Annotated in this window: 19 protein-coding genes; 6 read left to right on the forward strand and 13 right to left on the reverse strand. The window is 60.9% G+C overall.

Annotation, left to right across the window (positions count from 1 at the left end):
* Nucleotides 1–18: 18 nt before the first annotated feature.
* Genes P3G59_RS13115 through P3G59_RS13125 form a run of 3 tightly spaced genes read right to left on the reverse strand, consistent with a single transcriptional unit; the run spans nucleotide 19 to nucleotide 2,808 of the window.
* Nucleotides 19–807 (reverse strand): ABC transporter permease, encoded by a 789-nt coding sequence (locus tag P3G59_RS13115; RefSeq protein ID WP_277761884.1) that lies wholly within the window; start codon nucleotides 805–807, stop codon nucleotides 19–21.
* Complete coding sequence (locus P3G59_RS13120; protein WP_277761885.1) at nucleotides 804–1,721, reverse strand: ABC transporter permease; 918 nt, start codon at nucleotides 1,719–1,721, stop codon at nucleotides 804–806. The genes P3G59_RS13115 and P3G59_RS13120 overlap by 4 nt, the downstream gene beginning before the upstream one ends.
* A 1-nt stretch (nucleotide 1,722) precedes the next feature.
* Entirely contained in the window at nucleotides 1,723–2,808 is a 1,086-nt protein-coding gene (locus P3G59_RS13125; protein WP_277761886.1) for an ABC transporter ATP-binding protein, read from the reverse strand.
* A gap of 140 nt (nucleotides 2,809–2,948) precedes the next feature.
* Here P3G59_RS13125 and P3G59_RS13130 point away from each other — a divergent pair, with 140 nt between their 5' ends.
* The 3 genes from P3G59_RS13130 to P3G59_RS13140 all read left to right on the forward strand — a co-directional run bounded on the left by P3G59_RS13130 (nucleotide 2,949) and on the right by P3G59_RS13140 (nucleotide 8,549).
* Nucleotides 2,949–3,638, forward strand: a complete 690-nt coding sequence (locus P3G59_RS13130; protein WP_016985306.1) for a GntR family transcriptional regulator — start codon at nucleotides 2,949–2,951, stop codon at nucleotides 3,636–3,638.
* A 134-nt stretch (nucleotides 3,639–3,772) separates the two neighbouring features.
* A complete protein-coding gene (locus P3G59_RS13135; protein WP_277761887.1) occupies nucleotides 3,773–5,884 on the forward strand; it encodes a hybrid sensor histidine kinase/response regulator in 2,112 nt (703 codons plus the stop codon).
* Nucleotides 5,885–5,915: 31 nt separating this feature from the next.
* On the forward strand, nucleotides 5,916–8,549 hold the full coding sequence (locus P3G59_RS13140; protein ID WP_277761888.1) for an excinuclease ABC subunit UvrA: 2,634 nt from the start codon (nucleotides 5,916–5,918) through the stop codon (nucleotides 8,547–8,549).
* A gap of 189 nt (nucleotides 8,550–8,738) precedes the next feature.
* On the opposite strand, the gene P3G59_RS13145 is transcribed toward P3G59_RS13140, so the two are convergent.
* Genes P3G59_RS13145 through P3G59_RS13170 form a run of 6 tightly spaced genes read right to left on the reverse strand, consistent with a single transcriptional unit; the run spans nucleotide 8,739 to nucleotide 14,164 of the window.
* Nucleotides 8,739–10,682 carry a response regulator gene (locus P3G59_RS13145; RefSeq protein WP_277761889.1) on the reverse strand — a complete coding sequence of 648 codons (1,944 nt, stop codon included), beginning with the start codon at nucleotides 10,680–10,682 and terminating at the stop codon, nucleotides 8,739–8,741.
* Nucleotides 10,672–11,547 (reverse strand): ATP-binding protein, encoded by an 876-nt coding sequence (locus P3G59_RS13150; RefSeq protein ID WP_277761890.1) that lies wholly within the window; start codon nucleotides 11,545–11,547, stop codon nucleotides 10,672–10,674. Before P3G59_RS13150 ends, P3G59_RS13145 begins: the two co-directional genes overlap by 11 nt.
* A complete protein-coding gene (locus tag P3G59_RS13155) occupies nucleotides 11,540–12,550 on the reverse strand; it encodes an ATP-binding protein (RefSeq protein ID WP_277762146.1) in 1,011 nt (336 codons plus the stop codon). The genes P3G59_RS13150 and P3G59_RS13155 overlap by 8 nt, the downstream gene beginning before the upstream one ends.
* Nucleotides 12,547–12,951: an anti-sigma regulatory factor gene (locus tag P3G59_RS13160; RefSeq protein ID WP_277761891.1), complete on the reverse strand. Its 405-nt coding sequence runs from the start codon at nucleotides 12,949–12,951 to the stop codon at nucleotides 12,547–12,549. Before P3G59_RS13160 ends, P3G59_RS13155 begins: the two co-directional genes overlap by 4 nt.
* Complete coding sequence (locus P3G59_RS13165) at nucleotides 12,948–13,310, reverse strand: STAS domain-containing protein (protein WP_095136273.1); 363 nt, start codon at nucleotides 13,308–13,310, stop codon at nucleotides 12,948–12,950. Before P3G59_RS13165 ends, P3G59_RS13160 begins: the two co-directional genes overlap by 4 nt.
* Before the next feature lie 2 nt (nucleotides 13,311–13,312).
* On the reverse strand, nucleotides 13,313–14,164 hold the full coding sequence (locus tag P3G59_RS13170) for an STAS domain-containing protein (protein ID WP_277761892.1): 852 nt from the start codon (nucleotides 14,162–14,164) through the stop codon (nucleotides 13,313–13,315).
* A gap of 248 nt (nucleotides 14,165–14,412) precedes the next feature.
* Here P3G59_RS13170 and P3G59_RS13175 point away from each other — a divergent pair, with 248 nt between their 5' ends.
* Entirely contained in the window at nucleotides 14,413–14,676 is a 264-nt protein-coding gene (locus P3G59_RS13175; RefSeq protein WP_277761893.1) for a hypothetical protein, read from the forward strand.
* Between the two features lie 387 nt (nucleotides 14,677–15,063).
* Here the strand turns inward: P3G59_RS13175 and P3G59_RS13180 are convergent, their stop codons facing one another.
* On the reverse strand, nucleotides 15,064–15,585 hold the full coding sequence (locus tag P3G59_RS13180; RefSeq protein WP_277761894.1) for a DUF4142 domain-containing protein: 522 nt from the start codon (nucleotides 15,583–15,585) through the stop codon (nucleotides 15,064–15,066).
* A gap of 30 nt (nucleotides 15,586–15,615) precedes the next feature.
* The gene (locus P3G59_RS13185) at nucleotides 15,616–15,792 is read right to left on the reverse strand and encodes a hypothetical protein (protein ID WP_277761895.1); all 177 of its coding nucleotides are present in this window, start codon (nucleotides 15,790–15,792) and stop codon (nucleotides 15,616–15,618) included.
* Here P3G59_RS13185 and P3G59_RS13190 point away from each other — a divergent pair.
* Both P3G59_RS13190 and P3G59_RS13195 read left to right on the forward strand, forming a co-directional pair.
* Entirely contained in the window at nucleotides 15,791–16,033 is a 243-nt protein-coding gene (locus P3G59_RS13190; RefSeq protein WP_277761896.1) for a DUF465 domain-containing protein, read from the forward strand. The two genes, P3G59_RS13185 and P3G59_RS13190, sit on opposite strands and share 2 nt — an antisense overlap.
* A 109-nt stretch (nucleotides 16,034–16,142) precedes the next feature.
* A complete protein-coding gene (locus tag P3G59_RS13195) occupies nucleotides 16,143–16,307 on the forward strand; it encodes a hypothetical protein (protein WP_007912545.1) in 165 nt (54 codons plus the stop codon).
* 107 nt (nucleotides 16,308–16,414) lie between these two features.
* Here the strand turns inward: P3G59_RS13195 and P3G59_RS13200 are convergent, their stop codons facing one another.
* Entirely contained in the window at nucleotides 16,415–17,491 is a 1,077-nt protein-coding gene (locus tag P3G59_RS13200) for an SMP-30/gluconolactonase/LRE family protein (protein WP_277761897.1), read from the reverse strand.
* Nucleotides 17,488–18,633: a sterol desaturase family protein gene (locus P3G59_RS13205; RefSeq protein ID WP_277761898.1), complete on the reverse strand. Its 1,146-nt coding sequence runs from the start codon at nucleotides 18,631–18,633 to the stop codon at nucleotides 17,488–17,490. Before P3G59_RS13205 ends, P3G59_RS13200 begins: the two co-directional genes overlap by 4 nt.
* Nucleotides 18,634–18,729: the final 96 nt, after the last annotated feature.

The following is an 18,729-nucleotide window of genomic DNA, read 5'->3' on the forward strand; positions in this document are numbered from 1 at the left end:
GAACAGAGCGCTCCAGGTTTATTGTTGTTTGCCGCGCTGGCCCAGCCAGAAGGCCAGCACCACGAGAACGATGGAAATCACCAGCATCAGCGTCGAGATCGCATTGATCTCCGGCGTCACGCCAGCCTTGATTGCCGAGAAGATGTACACCGGCAACGTCGTCGAACCGGGGCCGGCGACGAAGAACGTCATGATGAAATCGTCAAGGCTGACCACGAACGCCAGCACCGCACCGGACAGCACCGCCGGCCACAGCAGCGGCAAGGTCACGCGGCGGAACACCTGCCACGGATTGGCGTAGAGATCGTTCGCCGCCTCCAGCAGGCTCTTGTCCAGATCGTTGAGGCGCGCACGGATCGGCAGGTAAGCGAAGGGGATGCAAAAACCGATGTGCGCAACGATCACCGTCAGCAAACCGAGCTTGATGCCCAGCGCCATAAACAGCAGCAGGGTGGCCACCGCCGTGACGATTTCCGGCAGGATCAGCGGCAGGTTGATCCCGCCCTCGACCATTTTCTGCCCGTAGAACGGCCGATACGTGGCCAGCGCCGCGAGCAGTGCAATCGCCGTGGCGCAGACCGTGGCGATGGTCGCGACGATGATTGAATTCAGCGCCGCCGTCTGAATCGACGGGTTGGCCAGAATCCGCCCGTACCAGGCCAACGAAAACTCGGTCCACACCGTCGCCGAGCGGTTGGCGTTGAAGCTGTAGGCGATCAACACAAAGATCGGCAGGTACAGATAAGCGAGGATCAACAGACTGATTTCGCGGGTTGCCGGGAGTTTTTTCAGGTGCAGAGAAATCATGCTTTCGCCCCCCGATTGATGGTCTTCGCCGCGCGGCGGCTGTACAGCGCGTAGAGCACCAGCGACACCAGCAGAATCGCCAGCAACAGGAACGACAGCGAGCTGCCCAGTGGCCAGTTGCGCGCGGTGCCGAACTGTTGCTGGATCAGGTTGCCGATCATCAAGGTCTTGCCGCCGCCGAGAATCGCCGGGGTAATGAACGCGCCGAGGCTCGGCACGAACACCAGCAACGCCCCGGCAATCACCCCCGGCATCGACAGTGGCAGGATGATCCGCCGCAACGCATGCCAGCGATTGGCGCCAAGGTCATAAGCGGCTTCGACCAGACGCCAGTCGAGTTTTTCCAGGGTCGAGTAGATCGGCAAAATCATGAACGGCAGGAAGCTGTAGACCAGACCGACGCTCACCGCAAAATCGTTGTAGAGCAGGGTGATGCCGCCGGCACTCGGCAACAGCGCGTTAAGGCTTTGTGCAACCCAGCCCTGTTCGCGCAGGATGATCAGCCACGCGTAGTTGCGGATCAGCAGGTTGGTCCAGAACGGAATGGTGATGAGCAAGACCATCAAGTTGCGGCGGCGCGGGGTCAGGCTCGACATCCACAACGCCACCGGAAACCCGAACAGAAAACACAGCGCGGTGGTGCCGCCGGCCTGTAAGACCGAGCGCAACAAGGCTTGGGCGTAGACCCAGTTCAATTCCAGTTCGCCGTCGAAACCTTCCTGGAAAAACAGCTGCACATAGCTTTGCAATTGCCATTGCGCTTGCCAGTCGACGCCGCCGTAAGTATTGCGCGGCAGCAGGCTGATGTAGCCCATGATTCCCAGTGGAATGGCGATCAGGGCGAGCAGGGTCAACACCACCGGGCTGAGCAACAGCGCACGGTTGAGGGCAGGGGAAGTGCTGCTGACGCTCATCTCAGGCCTCCATCAACAGGCAGGCGTGCGGTGGCAGGTGCACGGCGACGCGTTCGCCGACCGCACGGCTCTGGTTCAGGCCTTCGTTGTTTTCGCGCAGCATGACTTTGATGTCATTGTTCAAACGGCACTGGTACAGGGTGGCGGTGCCGACATAGAGCACCGCTTCGATCACCCCGCGCAGGTGATGCGGCTGGCTGGCATCGACCAGCTGCGAACGCTCCGGGCGAAACGCCAGTTGCACGCTGCTGCCGGCAAAGCTTTGTTGCTGACAAGGAATTTCAATCGGCATGCCGTTGGGCACGAAGAGCTTTTCGTTGTGCTCGCCGTGTTTGAGTTGGCCGGGGAGGAAGTTGATGTCGCCGATAAACTGCGCGACAAACCGGTGTTTAGGATGTTCGTAGATATCGGTCGGCGTACCGATCTGCAGGATCTTGCCGGCCGACATCACCGCGATGCGGTCGGACAGGGTCAGCGCTTCTTCCTGATCGTGGGTGACGAAGATGAAGGTGATCCCGGCTTCTTTCTGCACGCGCTTGAGTTCAACCTGCATTTCCTTGCGCAGCTTGAGGTCGAGCGCCGACAGCGGTTCATCCAGCAACAGCACTTTCGGTTTCGGCGCCAAGGCCCGGGCCAGAGCCACGCGTTGCTGTTGGCCGCCTGACAATTCAGCCGGTTTGCGTCCGGCCAAGTGCTCCATTTGCACTAGCGCGAGCATCTCGTTGACGCGATCCGGGATCAACTTGCGATCAAGACCCTGCATCTCGAGGCCGAAGGCGATATTCTGCGCGACACTCATGTGCGGAAACAGCGCGTAACTCTGGAACACCGTGTTGACCCGACGCTTGAACGGCGGCAGGTGATTGACCGTCTCGCCGGCCAGACGAATCTCGCCTTCACTGACGTGTTCGAAGCCGGCGATGGTGCGCAGCAAGGTGGTTTTGCCGCAACCCGAGGGGCCGAGCAGGGTGAAGAATTCGTTGTCGGCGATGTTCACCGAGACATTGTCGAGGGCCGGCGCGAGGCCTGGATCGTCGGAATATCGTTTGGAGACGTTGCGCACTTCAATTGCTATTGGTTGACCCATAATGGTGCAATCCTCTATTTATTGTATGCAATATCTGAATGCAATTTAGAAATACCCGGATTAATCTGCGGGTGCAACCCCCTTTTTCCATGGCCAGGCATCGCCAGGGGCGGGTTGCCCGACGCTAAAGGAGTGTTCGAATGACCGAGAAGAAACTGGAAACCACGGTCGACCGCGTCTACCAAGGGGTTTACGAGGCGATCAGCAAGCGTTCGTTACGCCCGGGGATGAAACTGGGTGAGGCCTCGCTGGCCGAATTATTTAATGTCAGCCGCACGTCGGTGCGCGCCGCATTGAAGCAATTGGAGGCCGATGGACTGGTCACCACCGAGCCCAATAAAGGTGCATCGGTGTCGCTGCCGAGCAACGAAGAAATCCGTTCGCTGTTCGAAACCCGGCGGCTGATCGAGATCGGCATCGTCACTGAATTGTGCCGACGCAAGGACACGGCGGCGATGCAGGACCTGCGTGAACATTTGCTGCTGGAAGACGAAGCCCACGCCGCCGGTGACCACGAACGGCTGATTCATCTGCTCGGCGAGTTCCACATCAAACTGGCGCGCAGCCTGAATAATCCGGTGCTGCTCGACTGGTTCCAGAAGCTGATTTCCCGCGCGTCGCTGTATGCCGCCGCGCTGGACGATGACAGTCACGAGGTGTGCCGCGATGACGAACACCTGCGCCTGATCGAATACATCGAGGCCGGCAATCAGAGCGCCGCCATCGAACTGACCTGCATGCATTTGAACGGCATCGAGAAGGCCATTCTCGACGTCGCCGCGAAGATGAAAACTGGCTACCATCCGCTCAAGCACTTGATCGGGGTCTAGGCCCCGAACGGCGATGAAATCGGCTATACCTCTAATGAAACCAATGCGACGCAAGACACTCGAAACAGTCGGGCGTCGCGTCGTCATGGCGTCGCGATTTACCGGGCAACCACCACAGGACACTGAGTCAGTCGATGCAGTTTTTATCCGATAGCCATGGTTGTGACGGCTGGAAAGGCGAGATGGCCGGGCGTATCAAAGCGTTCGACTGGCGCCATACCGAATTGGGCCCGCTGGAGAGCTGGCCGGCCAGCTTGTGCAGCGCCGTGCAACTGATGCTGGCCTCGCCGCTGCCGATGGTCATGCTCTGGGGCCGTGCCGGCTACATGATCTACAACGACGCCTATTCGATATTCGCCGGCGGTCGCCATCCGTATCTGCTCGGTGTGCCGGTGGAGCTGGGTTGGCCGGAAGTCGCCGATTTCAACCGGCACGTGGTCGATACCTGCCTGGCCGGTGGCACCTTGTCGTTTCGCAATAAAGAGTTGGTGCTGTTGCGCGATGGCGTCCCCGAAGATGTCTGGATGGATCTGTATTACAGCCCGGTGGCCAATGATGACGGCAAGCCGGCCGGGGTAATGGCGATGGTGGTGGAAACCACCGAGTTCATGCACTCCGAACGCCGGCGTCAGGAAGCTGAACGTGCTTACCGCGCCGACAATGAACGGGTGCGTCTGGCGTTGAATGCCGGGGCCTTGCTCGGCTCGTTTGTATGGGACGTGAAAAACAACATCTTGTCGGCAGACGAGCGTTTCGCCCGCACCTTCTCTTATCCGCCGGATCAGGACCTGAGCAACCTGCCCCAGAGCATCGCCGAGTCGCGCATTCATCCCGATGATGCTGCCTGGGTGCAGGAGCGGGTCGTCCACTCCGTGCAGACCGGCGAACCCTATAACGCTGAATACCGGGTGTTGCGCAGCGACGGCAGTTATCTGTGGGTATTGGCCAGCGGCGGTTGCGAATTTGACGAACATGGCGCGCCGTCGCGCTTTCCCGGCGTGTTGATCGACATCCATGAACGCAAGATCGCCGAAGAATCCCTGCTCAAATTTACCCGCAACCTCGAACAGCGCGTGGGCGAAGAGGTCGAGGCGCGGCTGGCGGCTGAAGAACAGTTGCGCCAGTCGCAAAAGCTCGAAGCCATTGGCGGTCTCACCGGTGGCGTGGCTCACGACTTCAATAATCTGCTGCAAGTGATCGCCGGCAATCTGCATCTGCTCGCGCGTCACGAACCGAATAACGCCAATGTGCAGCGCCGGGTCAGCGCCTCGCTGGCGGCGGTCGAGCGCGGTGCCAAGCTGTCCTCGCAATTGCTCGCGTTTGCCCGGCGCCAGCCGTTGACGCCGGCGGTGTGCAACCCGCAGCAGATTTTCGAAGGCTTAGGCGAATTACTCCAGCGCGCGCTGGGCGAAACCATTCAGATCGACGTGCAGTTGCCGCAAAAGCCATGGCACATCAACGTCGACCGCAACCAGTTGGAAAACGCCATTCTCAACCTGGCGATCAACGCCCGTGACGCGATGAAGGGCGAGGGCACCATCGTGCTCAGCGCTGCCAACGTGCGACTCGACCGCGAGTTTTGTGCCGGTAAAGGCATCGTTCCCGGCGAGTTTGTCCGCGTCGCCGTCAGTGACAGCGGCGCCGGCATCGCGCCAGAAATTCTTGAGCAAGTGTTCGAACCGTTTTTCACCACCAAGGCTGATGGCCAGGGCACCGGGTTGGGCCTGAGCATGGTGTTCGGCTTCGTCAAACAGAGCGGCGGGCATGTCGACATTGCCAGTGACGTCGGCGCGGGCACGCGGGTGCAGTTGTACTTCCCGCGCAGCCTGCGCCCGATCCTTGATGAATCGCCCAATCTGCAACGGCAGCAGAGTGGCGGCCACGAGACGATTCTGGTGGTCGAAGACAACGACGCGGTGCGCGCTTCGGCGGTCGAATTGTTGCGCGAGGAGGGCTATCGCGTGTTGACCGCCGGCCACGGCGATGCGGCCATGCAAATGCTGCTGGAAGGCACCGAAGTCGACCTGATCTTCACCGACGTGGTCATGCCGGGGCTGATCAAAAGCTCCGACCTGTTCGCCTGGGCCAAGGTGCAGACGCCGCCGGTGGCGGTGCTGTTCACCTCCGGTCACACCCGCGACATCATCTCGCGCAATCACCAGTTGAGCCCCGACACCCATTTGCTCGGCAAACCGTACAGCCCCGAAGCCCTGTTGCAGATGATCCGGGTGGTGATCGGCAACTGAGCGCTGAACATTCCTTTACCAAGGCAGGTCGATGACTTCCAAACGCACCTCCAAAGCGCCCGCCGGCATGGTCCGGGTGCGCGGCGCCCGTGAACACAACCTGAAAAACGTCGACGTCGACATCCCCCGCGACGCGCTGGTGGTGTTCACCGGCGTGTCCGGTTCGGGCAAATCTTCGTTGGCCTTCTCGACCTTGTATGCCGAAGCCCAACGCCGTTACTTCGAATCGGTGGCGCCGTACGCGCGACGGCTGATCGATCAGGTTGGCGTGCCGGATGTCGATTCCATCGAAGGCCTGCCGCCGGCCGTGGCCCTGCAACAGCAACGCGGCACACCGAGCACGCGCTCGTCGGTGGGCAGCGTCACCACGTTGTCGAGCCTGATCCGCATGCTCTATTCCCGCGCCGGCAGTTATCCGCCGGGCCAACCGATGTTGTACGCCGAGGACTTTTCGCCGAACACGCCGCAGGGCGCGTGCCCCGAGTGTCATGGCCTGGGCCGGGTGTATGAAGTCACCGAGGCGCTGATGGTGCCCGATCCGAACCTGACCATCCGCCAGCGCGCGGTGGCGTCCTGGCCGTTGGCCTGGCAGGGCCAGAACCTGCGCGACATCCTCGTGACCATGGGCATCGATGTCGACATCCCGTGGAAAAAGCTGCCGAAAAAACAGCGCGACTGGATACTCTTCACCGAAGAAACCCCGACCGTGCCGGTGTACGCCGGGCTGACCCCGGAAGAAACCCGCGTCGCCCTCAAACGCAAGATGGAGCCGAGTTATCAGGGCACTTTCACCGGCGCCAGGCGCTACGTCCTGCACACCTTTACCCATTCGCAAAGTGCGCTGATGAAGAAGCGTGTGTCGCAGTTCATGCTCGGCAGTCCTTGCCCGTTGTGTGACGGCAAGCGCCTGAAGCGTGAGGCATTGTCGGTGACGTTTGCCGGGTATGACATCGGTGAGCTGTCGCAGATGCCTTTGCTGCAACTGGCCGAAGTATTGCGGCCGGTGGCGGCGGCCAGTTATCTGCAGCAGGCCGAAGCAAGCGGTGAGACCTTGAGCCACGCGCAAACCCGTGAGGCCCGCCAGCAACGCGTGGCCCATGGCGCCAGCGGCCACGGCAGCGCGCCCGATGTGCGACACACGCCCAACCTGTCATTGGAAAAACGCCTGGCGGCGCAGCGCATTGCCGAGGATCTGCTGGAGCGGGTCAGCACCCTGACCGATCTGGGCCTCGGTTATCTGGCGCTGGAGCGCAGCACGCCGACGCTGTCGTCCGGGGAGTTGCAGCGCTTGCGGCTGGCAACGCAACTGGGTTCGCAATTGTTCGGGGTGATCTACGTGCTCGACGAGCCCTCTGCCGGTTTGCATCCGGCCGATGGCGAGGCGTTGTTCGAGGCGTTGCAGCGCTTGAAGGCTGACGGCAACACGCTGTTTGTAGTCGAGCACGACCTGGAAACCATGCGCCGTGCCGACTGGCTGATCGACGTCGGTCCGGCGGCGGGCGAGCAGGGTGGGCAGGTGCTGTACAGCGGCCCGCCCGCCGGTCTGGCCGAGGTCGAAGCGTCGCAGACTCGCGCCTACCTGTTTGCTGAAGCACAGCGCCAGATACGCACGCCGCGCCAACCGTCAGGGTGGCTGAAGCTCGACGGCATCACCCGCAACAACTTGAACAACCTCAGTGCCGAATTTCCGCTGGGCTGCTTTACCTCGGTCACCGGCGTGTCCGGTTCCGGCAAGTCGAGCCTGGTCAGTCAGGCCTTGCTGGAACTGGTCGGCGCGCAGTTGGGACGTACCACGGTGGACAGCGAGCCGGAAGAACTCAGCCTCGAAGACGACGCGCCGCAGGTCAGCAGTGGCCAGGTCACGTCGGGGCTGGAGTCGATCAAGCGACTGGTGCAGGTCGACCAGAAACCTATCGGCCGCACACCGCGTTCCAATCTGGCGACCTACACCGGGTTGTTCGATAACGTGCGCAAGCTCTACGCCGCGACCGACGCTGCACGGGCGGCGGGTTATGACGCCGGACAGTTTTCCTTCAACGTCGCCAAGGGCCGTTGCGCCACGTGCGAAGGCGAAGGGTTTGTCAGTGTCGAGTTGTTGTTCATGCCCAGCGTCTATGCGCCGTGCCCGACTTGTCAGGGTGCGCGGTACAACCCGCAGACCCTGGCAATTCTCTGGGAGGGATTGAGCATCGCCCAAGTGCTGCAATTGACCGTCGATGAAGCGGTGACGGTGTTTGCCGAGCAAGCGGGGATTCGCCGTTCACTGGAAGTGCTGCGCGATATTGGCCTGGGTTATCTGCGTCTGGGTCAGCCGGCCACGGAGTTGTCCGGGGGCGAAGCACAGCGGATCAAACTGGCCACCGAGTTGCAGCGCAACCAGCGCGGCGCGACCTTGTATGTGCTGGATGAACCAACCACCGGGCTGCATCCGCGTGATGTCGACCGGTTGCTGGAGCAACTGGACACACTGGTGACAGCGGGGCACACGGTGATTGTCGTCGAGCACGAAATGCGCGTAGTGGCGCAGAGTGACTGGGTGATCGATATCGGGCCGGGGGCGGGGGATCAGGGCGGCAGGATTGTTGCCGCCGGCACACCGCAGAAAGTGGCGGCGAGCAAGAAGAGCAAGACTGCGCCATTTTTGGCCCGGGCCTTGAGCCGGTAGGGGTGTTGGCAGGGCTGACGCCTAAGCGAGCATAGCGAATCCCGCGTGCACGCCAAATCCTGTAGGAGTGAGCCTGCTCGCGATAGCGGAGTATCAGCCATAGATGAATTGGCTGACCTGACGCCATCGCGAGCAGGCTCACTCCTACAGTGGATCTGTGTACGACATTAATCCCTGTGGGAGCTGCGGTCAGGCACCATCAAGGGTGCGGCGGACCTTGTCGAGCAGCTCGCTGATCTGAAACGGCTTGACCAGCATGTCCATGCCGCTGCCCAGAAACACCTGGCGGTTGATCGCTGTCTCGGCATACCCGGTCATGAACAGAATCGGCAAGCCTTCGCGCCAGCCCCTCGCAACATCCGCCAATTCCCGTCCGCTCATGCGCGGCAGGCCAACGTCGGTCAACAGCAGGTTGATCGACGCATCATTCTGCAAGCGCTCCAGCGCTGTTTCGATCTCCGCTGCCTGGGTGCAGCGATAACCGGCGTCCTCCAGCACTTCAGTGACAAACATGCGCACCGATGGCATGTCTTCGACAATCAACACATGCTCGCCGCTGCCTTGCGGATCGACCACGGGCGCCGGGATATCGACGCCTGTCGGATCGGTGGTGGCCGGCAACATGATCGTCACTTCGGTACCGCGCCGGGCGACGCTGCGGATGTGCGCGTCGCCGCCCGATTGCCGGGCAAAACCGTAGATCGTCGACAGCCCCAGCCCCGTGCCCTGGCCCAACGGTTTGGTGGTGAAAAACGGATCGAAGACCTTGTCGATGACGTTGTGCTCGATCCCTGTGCCGTCGTCACGCACTGACAGCGCCACGTAAGCGCCATCGGCCAGATTCGGGTCACCGTGAGAGTACGCGGCATAAGTGTTGACCCAGATATTGCCGCCTGCCGGCAGCGCATCACGGGCGTTGATCACCAGATTCAGCACCGCGCTTTCCAGTTGCACCGGGTCGACCAAAGCAATGGCCGGTTTGCTGGTCAATTCAAGTTTGAGGCTGATCCGCTCACCGATGGTGCGCACCAGCAATTCTTCCAGCGAGCGTACTTGGTCGTTGATGTCCACCGGCCGCGTATCCAGCGGCTGTTGGCGGGCAAAGGCGAGTAAACGATGGGTCAGGGACGCGGCGCTCATCGCCGAATTCAACGCCGCTTCGCTATAGAACTGCACCTTGTCCAGGCGCTCATCGGCGACGCGTTTCTGGATCAACTCCAGGCTGGTGATGATCCCGGTCAGCAGGTTGTTGAAGTCGTGGGCGATCCCGCCAGTGAGCTTGCCCAGCGCATCCATTTTCTGCACTTGCAGCAACTGCGCCTCGGCGCGCACGCGCTCGGCGACCTCTTTGGCCAGTTGCGTGGTGGTGTCGTCCAGACGCGCCAGATGCGAGCGTTCGCGATGGCGATGTTCGGTGACGTCTTCGACAAATACCAGGCTCAACTCGGGCGTGCGGTACGGCGAAATCTGCCACTCGGTCTCGCGGATCTCACCCTGCACGCGCATGTTCAGCGTGCCTTTCCAGCGTTCGCCATCGACCAGGCGCAAGCGCAGTTCATTGAGGATTGCGCTTTGATCCTCGGCGAAGCATTCACGCAGGGTTTGCGGGGCCTGATTGTCGAGAATCAGTTGTGCGAAAGCGTGGTTGCACTCATGCACCTTGAGGCTGGCATCCAGCACCGCAATCGGCGCGGACACATTGACGAAAATTTCGCGGAATCGCGCTTCACTTTCGCGCAGGGCATTTTCCGTGTCGCGCACCCGTAACAGCGTGCGCAGGGTGGCCAGCAGCACGTCCGGGTCAACCGGGTGAATCAGGTAGGCGTCGGCACCGGCGTCGAGACCGGTGATGATGTCGCCGGTCTGGATCGACGCGGCGGACACATGGATGACAGGCAGCAGCGCGGTGCGCGTATCCGCGCGCAGAATGCGCACGATGTCGAAGCCGCTCATGTCCGGCAGATTGACATCGAGGATCAAAGCGTCGAGCACTTCGCTGTCAATCAGCGCCAGCCCCTCGCCGCCAGTGCCGGCCTCCAGCACCTCGTAACCATGCCGCTCCAGCCGTCGGCGCAGGGCATAGCGGGTGGCGACATTGTCGTCGACGACCAACAGGCGGATGTCACGTTTCATCGACGTTCTCCAGAGCGATCGCCAGCGGAATGACCACGAAGAAGGTCGAGCCGACCCCCGGCGTGCTTTCCAGCCCGACTTCACCGCCGAGCAGGGCCGCGAAGCGTTTGCACAGCGACAGACCCAGCCCGGTGCCGCGCAGACGTTTCTGCAACGGCGAGTCGACCTGGGAAAAGTCCTCGAACAATGCACCATGCAGCTCGGGTGCGATACCGATTCCGGTGTCGCTGACGGCAAAACGCACCTTGTCCACGCCTTCGAGGCGCGCAGACACCCGCACTTCGCCACGGGTGGTGAACTTCAGCGAATTGGAAATGAAGTTGCGCAGGATCTGCGCGAGTTTCTTGTCGTCGGTGTACAGGCGCGGCAAGCCGCTCGGTTCTTCGAAAATCAAATCGACCGCAGTGGCATCGACAATCGGCCGGAACATTCCGCGCAGGGCGGAGAACAGGTCGAACATGTCGAACCAGGCCGGGGAAATGGTGATGCGCCCGGCCTCGATCTTGGCCAGATCGAGCAGGTCATCGACCATGTCACTGAGTTCGCGCGCGGCCGTGCTGACGAACGCCACCTGTTTGTGCTGCTCGGGGCTGAGCGGGCCGTCGAGTTCATCGGCGAGCAGGCTGTTGATGCTCAGGATCGAACCCAGGGGTGTGCGGAACTCATGGCTCATGTACGACAGGAAACGGCTCTTCAGATCCGAGGCCTGGCGCAGTTCTTCAGCCTGTATGTCGAGTTCGGCGTACAGGGCCAGCACGCCCTGATTGGTTTCATCGAGTTCTTCGCGCAGGGCCGCCGTTTCGCTCTGCAACTGCGCAATCAGCGCAGCCTGCTCGGCACTGCTCAGAATGGGCGACTCAGCCATGGGCGGCCTCCAGGGCAACGACCAGCACCGTTACATCGTCGCGCCCGCGACTGAAGTCGCGGTGCAGGACGCCGGCTATCACGGCAGGGTGGCGGTGCACCAGACCGGGGTAGTCTTGAAGATTCCAACGGGACTGCAAGCCGTCGCTGTACATGATCAATAGATTTCCGTTCACGTGAGCATAGTCAAAGGGGCGGGCTTTCCGGTATTGCACGCCGACAATGCCCGGGTGCGAGGCCAGTCCGCGGGATTTGTCGGCGCTGATCAGGCTGGCGCCGATGTTGCCGACGCCGGCAAAGGTCAGGCTGTCGCGCCTGCCGTCGAACTGCATGAACGCAACGGCGCCACCGCGAGTGCCGATCATGTCCCGATGCAGGTCTTCCATCAACATCACCGGTTCGGCGAACGGCGTCAGGGCAAAGGCCTGCGCCCCCGCGCGACCGGCGCGTTCGGCTTCCTCGCCATGCCCGAGGCCGTCGATCACCAGTGCGCTGACGCTGGCGCCTTCATACGCCAGGTGCCAGACATCACCACACGCCGGATCGTCGTGCAACGAATGCTGACTGACGCCATAGCGGATATCCGGCTCGCGGTCGCTGCGTGGGTAAAGTCGTGCCAGCAATACCGCGCCACGCGCGTCGGCATAGACATCGAACACCTCGGTCTGCCGCGATACCGCGCCGAGGCCGATCCCCTGGGTGCCGCCCGTGGAGAATCCATCGGCCAGGCAGGCCTCCAGATCAAAGCCCTGAGCGCGATCCACCGCGAGCATTTCGATGCCGAAACCCGTGGGCCGGGGTAATACGCGAAGATGCAGTGCGCCGTGAGCGGCATGCTTGAGCACATTGCTCGCCAGTTCAGTGGCAACCAAAGCGACGCGCCCGGCATCGCGCTCATCAAAGCCATGCTGTTCAGCGAGTTGCTGCGCGGTGCGCCGGGCATGACCGATCTGACTGCTGTCTTCGATGGGCAGAACCTGGGTCAATGCCCCCACGATATTCATGTCCATCGGGTGATCGTTATGCGTGTGCCTTTGCCGGGCTCGGTGTCGAGTTCGAACTCTTCGACCAGCCGTTTCGCGCCGGTCAGGCCCAGCCCCATGCCGGTACCGGACGTCCAGCCGTCGGTCATCGCCAGTTTGATATCGGCAATACCCGGACCTTCATCGCGAAACGTCAGACGCAGACCGACCTTGTGATCCTCATCGAGAATTTGCCAGTCCATGTCGCCGCCGCCCCCGTAAACCATGGTGTTGCGGGCCAGTTCGCTGACCGCCGTGACCATTTTCGTCAGGTCGATCAGACGCATGCCGCATTCGGTGGCCAGTTTGCGTGCTGTCTGGCGCGCGAGCACGACATCCTGTTCGATGTGGATGGGTTGAGTACCGCTGCTGCGTACGGTCATTGCCGGTCTACTCGTTCCTGCAGCAGCTTCATCCCGCGCTCGACGTTCAATGCCGTGCTGACACCGGGCAGGGTCAGGCCGAGTTCGACCAGGGTGATCGCCACCGCCGGCTGCATGCCGACCAGCATGGTTTCGGCGTCCATGATTTTCGACAGGCCGGAGATCGTGCTGATCATCCGGCCAATGAACGAGTCGACCATGTCCAGCGCCGAGATATCGATCAGCACGCCCCGTGCCGAGGTGTTGCTGATGCGCTCGGACAAGTCGTCCTGCAAGGTGAGGGCGAGCTGGTCATGCATGTCGACCTGGATGGTCACCAGCAGGAACTTGCCCATCTGGAGAATCGGGATACGTTCCATGCTTATACCGTCTTGACGAGGCTGACACCCAGACGGGTCAAGGCCAGTTTCAGCGCATCGGCCAGATTGGCCTTGGTCACCACGCCTTGCAGGTCGAGGCCGAGGTGGACGATGGTCTGGGCAATCTGCGGACGCACACCGCTGATGATGCAGTCGGCGCCCATCAGGCGGATCGCGGTCACGGTTTTCAACAGGTGCTGGGCGACCAGGGTATCGACGGTCGGCACGCCGGTGATGTCGATGATGGCGATTTCCGAACCCGTGTCGACGATGCGTTGCAGCAGCGACTCCATCACCACTTGCGTGCGCTGGGAGTCGAGGGTGCCGATCATTGGCAGGGCGAGCACGCCGTCCCACAGCTTGACCACCGGAGTGGAGAGTTCGAGCAGTTCTTCCTGTTGACGCTTGATCACCGCCTCGCGGGATTTCTGGAAGGTGCGGATGGTGTGCATGCCGAACGCGTCGAGCAGTTCGGAGACTTCCCAAAGTTGCTCGGCGAGCAGCGCAGGCTGGTCGTTGTAATGGCTCTGCAGCAGGTTAAACAACGGCCCTTTGAGGGCGAAGATGAAACTGGCGGTCTGTTGCGAATCCTGGCCGAGCAGGGCGCGGCTGTGGGACAGCTTGTCGAGAAACTGACGCGTCGCTTCCCAGCCAGGTGCATTGATGTTGGTGCCGTTGTCGCTTTCCAGGCCGTTGACCACCAGCTGCAGAAATTCGCCGGTTTGCTGCTGAAGGTCGTGGTCTTTCAGATTGCGCGTGGCGCCGCTGGTTTGAAGTCCGTTGATCCACTCACTCAGCAGTTGCGCTTGTTTGTTTTTCATCGCATCGAGTGTGCTGTTCTGCAGTGCTGCCATGTGCCTGTTGCTCCGTCGCGAATGGGGGGGCGGTCGTGAAAATGATCGCCGCGAAATGATCGACATTTGCCGTTCGAAATAGTTGTTCGCTCCTGCACGTATTTTTTTGATCCGGTGCGAGCAGCGTCCCGATAACTCTAGTATGCGTGAAGGCGAGCGGCGATGTTTTGAACGTTGGCGCGGGGCAGGCTTCGAATCTTTAACACCCGGCGGATGTGCGTCGGGGGTGTTTGACCAACGAGGTGGCCATGAACGAGCAAACGAAGCAGAGCCAATCTGGCGAACCGATCAACCGCAATGATCCGGCAATCGACCCGCAGGTGCCGGGGCAGCCGGCGCCGACGCAGCAGCAGGGCGAAAAAGAGCAGGCGCAGAGTGCCGACCCCGCGGTGGATCAGAAGCAAAAACATACCGACAACGACAATGAGTTCAGCCCGGGCTTTAAACCGACACCGGATCGGGCGGGGCCGGGTGAGGAGACCGATGCTGATATTGATACCGATGGCGGTTGATTTTGGCGGATATGACAAGGCCGCATCTATTGGATGCGGCCTTTTTTTTTGCTTGAGTCTGGTGGTGTGGCTGACATCGATCCCCCTCACCCCAACCCTCTCCCCCAGGGGGGGCGAGGGGGAAAGGGAGCCGATCTCGGTGCCTTTCAAAAATCAGGTTCAACTCGAGGTTTCAGGTCGGTGTAACTCGAACATCCAACTCGGCCGGCTTCCTCTCCCTCCTCCAAAGGGCGAGGGGAAAGGGAGCCGATTGGGGGATGTTCAAAACCGGAGTTCCACTGCAGAACTTCAGTTCGAAGCCGAAATTTCAGGTCGGTGTAACTAGGACATCCAACTCGGTCGGCTCCCTCTCCCTCCGGGAGAGGGCTGGGGTGAGGGTAAGGCTTTTTACTTGCTCGGATGCTTGGCCTGCAGTTCTTTCGCTGCCGCCAGATGTTTCTCCAGCGCCGGCAGCATTTTCTGCGCAAACGCCTTCAATTCAGGGGCGCCTTTTACCTTGTCATCCGTCACGGTATTGGCTTCTTTCTTGAACAGTTCGATGGTCTCTTCGTGCGCCTTCACCTGATTGTTGGCGTAAGCGGCGTCAAAGGATTCATCGCGCATGTCGAGAATTTTTTCCTTGGCCTGTTTGACCAGGGTCGTGGTGTCCGGGACTTTAATGTCGTTGGCCTTGGCAATGCTCGCCAGTTCGTCATTGGCCTTGCCGTGATCGGTGATCATCATGTTGGCGAACGTCTTGATGTCAGCCGATTGGCTTTTTTCCAGAGCCAGACGGCTGGTTTCGATTTCGGCGATGCCACCTGCTGCGGCGTTATCGACGAAATTATTGTCAGTCGCAGCGAACGCGCTGCCCATGCCGCTGCTCAAAGCGACAGCCAGAACCAGATGACGCAGGTTGAATCCGTCCATAGGTGCATCTCCACGCAGTTTTTGTTGGTGTTAACCAATGGAGGCCATGCGGCGAATAAAGGTTTGATCGCATTTGCGACAGGGCGACGAACGGACACCGCTGGTCTGACAGGTGGTCGACAGAAGCGCCCAACCGAGGCCATTCTGATAACTGGCCAGCGCAATCGGTCGCGTTGGCCAGCCGATCAACTGACGGAGGTGTTCCATGCCGGTGACCCATGATCTGTTACAGGACTTGAAGCTTACGAAGGAAGAGATCCAGCAAAAACGCACCGCGGATCCACATCTGGACGCACTGATCAACAAGTATTCCCAGGCGGACGCCGACGTAGTCAAGGCCGAGACTGCCACCTCGGATGCTCCCAGCGACGACACACTGAAAAAACTCAAAGAAAAGCGCCTGCAAGTCAAAGACAGGATCGTCGAGCAGTTACAAGCGCGATCCTGACGCCCAGGTGATCCGCCGACCTACGGTTGCGGATTGACTGGAACGACAGCCACGACCGGCACCTCGAATGTTCAGAGTCTTCTTTTACCGACTCTTTACGAGGTGCCTTATGAACGATCCCAAATTCCCCAGTGAAGAGCAGGGCGCATTCGACCCCGTGCCCACGCATCCCGAACCCAACAGCCCGGCGCATACCACGGCCAATCCTGAAGAGCCGGACGAGGATCTGCCTGAGGACGAAGATCCGGACAAGTTCGACAAGTCCAGTAACTGACAGACCGTCTTCGCGAGCAAGCTCGCGCCCACAGTTGAAACGCATTCCCCTGTAGGAGTGAGCCTGCTCGCGATGGCGTCAGCCCCTTCACCACAAAACTTTCAGATTCACTTCAGGGCCGCATCCAACGGCATCCGCGCCATATTTGTGGCTTTCAACGAGCCGAAATACAACCACGGCCCATACTCGCGCACCGTAGTGATCGGCGAATAATTGCCACTGCTCGCGTCCTGCAGATTGGCGATCACCTTGCCCTCAAGATCCAGCCCCAAGACAAACCCGCGTTTCTCCACTGGCTTAGGCAAAACCGTCAATGCCCGCACGATCATCTTGCGCACGAATGGATGCCCGGCCGTGCCATCGAGCAAGGCATTGCGCGGCGCATACAACGCCACCCAAAACCGATTGCTGCCATTGAACGCCAGGTTGTCCGGCAGCCCCGGCAGGTTGTCGATGAACAGGTCGTGAGTGCCGGCTTTCGGCCCGGTCAGCCAATAACGGCTGATGCGGTAGGCGCCGGTTTCGTTGACCAGCACATAAGCGTCGTCCGGGCCGAGGGTCACGCCGTTGGCGAACTCCAGTTTGTCCAGCAGCACACTGGTTTTACCGCTCTGAAAGTCATAGCGCAGCAGACGTCCGTCGCCGCCGTGCTCGATGATCGCCTCGCCGTCGTGGCCATAGCCCCAACGGCTGGAAGCATCGCTGAAGTAGGCGTAATGCCCGGACTTGTCGATGGCCACGTCGTCGGTGAAACCAAATGTCAGGCCGTTGGCCGCCGTGGTCAGTGGGATCAACTGCCCCTGCGCATCAAGGGACAGCAAGCCCTTGACCCCATCGGCGATGACCAGCATGCCGTTCGGATGCCGGGCCAATCCGAGCGGTCGGCCACCGGTGTCGGCCAGCACTTTGCGCTGCTGGCCGTCGAGGCTGGTGCGAATCAGGCGACCGTCGTGCAGCCCGGTGATCAAGAAGTCACTCTCCAGTAGCAAGGCTTCCGGCCCTTCGATGTCGCTCGGCCCGACCTGCGCTGCGCCTATGAGTTTCTGGTTCTCGGCGAAGGTGCCCTCTGTCAGCGAGGGCGCCGGCGGCGGTTTCCAGGCGACGGGTTCGACTTTGGTGGGCATCAACAACAAGAACGCGATGACGATGAGGATCAGCAACAGCAGCAGATGTCGCAGCTTCACGCGCTGGCCCTCGTCGATGACAGGTATTGCGCGGCCATGTCGCGCAGCGCCAGCATCGACGCAGCGGATTCGCGCTCGATGCGCCGTTTGAGTAACAAGCGATTGGCGATGCGCATGCCCAGACCGTCGAAGCGATAGTCCAGTGTGCGCACAAATCGCGTACTGCTGCCTTCAGCGCTGCATTCATAGGTCAGCAACAGCGACAAGCCATGATCGCCTTGCGCTCGCGCACACCAGCGCCGACCGGGCAAATACTCGGTGACTTCCCAGCTCAAATGGCCTTCACGACCGCCGGCATGAATGTCCTCTTCAAAGTGCGCGCCGGCATGCAGCGGGCCGTGGGGACCGTCGATTTTCAGCGACGAGGGGTGCCACTCCGGCCAGCGACCGACGCTGGCGGCGTAGGCCAGCACGGCGATGGGGTCGCCAGCGATATCGATCGTGTGCTGCAGGCGGGTCATGGGCATTCTCGAATAGCTCAAAGGGGCGGTTTCCGGCTCCCAGTACAGGGTGCCGAACAGGTAGTCCATCAGCGGCAGGACGATGTTGAAGTTGCGCTCCTGCATGCGCTCGCGGCGGTGATGCAATTCGTGCAGACGGCGCATCTGGCGGATCCACGGCAGACGGGTCAGCGGGTTGCGCGGCGGCAAGTGTTCGCAGGCATGGAATATTTCGTAAGTCAGATAACCGAGGACCATGCAGCCGCCGAACAGTCCGGCGACGTTGGCGTTGGCTTGTGCGATCAGCCACCACAGCGGCAGGGTAATCACCAGGGTGTGCAGCACGATCAGCCACGCCGGGAACAGAATCACTCGCCAGTCACGCGCACTGTCGTAGGTCATGTGGCCGGGGGTGAAGAAGCTGTGATGATCGCCCGCATGCCGGGCGTAGAACATTTTTGCGAAGGCTTTTTTCTGGTGGCCGAGATGGCGATGGACCATGTACACGCCGAAATTGAACAACAGCAGGGTAAGCGGCACCGTCAGCCACTCCAGCGGACTGACCTGCTGCACGCGCCCCCAGAATGCTCCCATGGCCAGCACGCCGAACAACAGCACGAAGGCACCGTGCAGCCACGGGTTGTACAGCGGATGAATCGCCGCGCGGTAGCGGCTGCGAAATATCTCGGTGGTCTGCCTCACTGCGTCACCTGCGGGTATTGTTGTTATACCCGGCAGATTAGCCGATCCGGCCGTTTGTGCAGGCCGGACCTCGATGGCACATGCGCCATGCTCCGG

This window comes from Pseudomonas sp. A34-9 (assembly GCF_029543085.1).
Taxonomy (GTDB): Bacteria; Pseudomonadota; Gammaproteobacteria; order Pseudomonadales; family Pseudomonadaceae; genus Aquipseudomonas.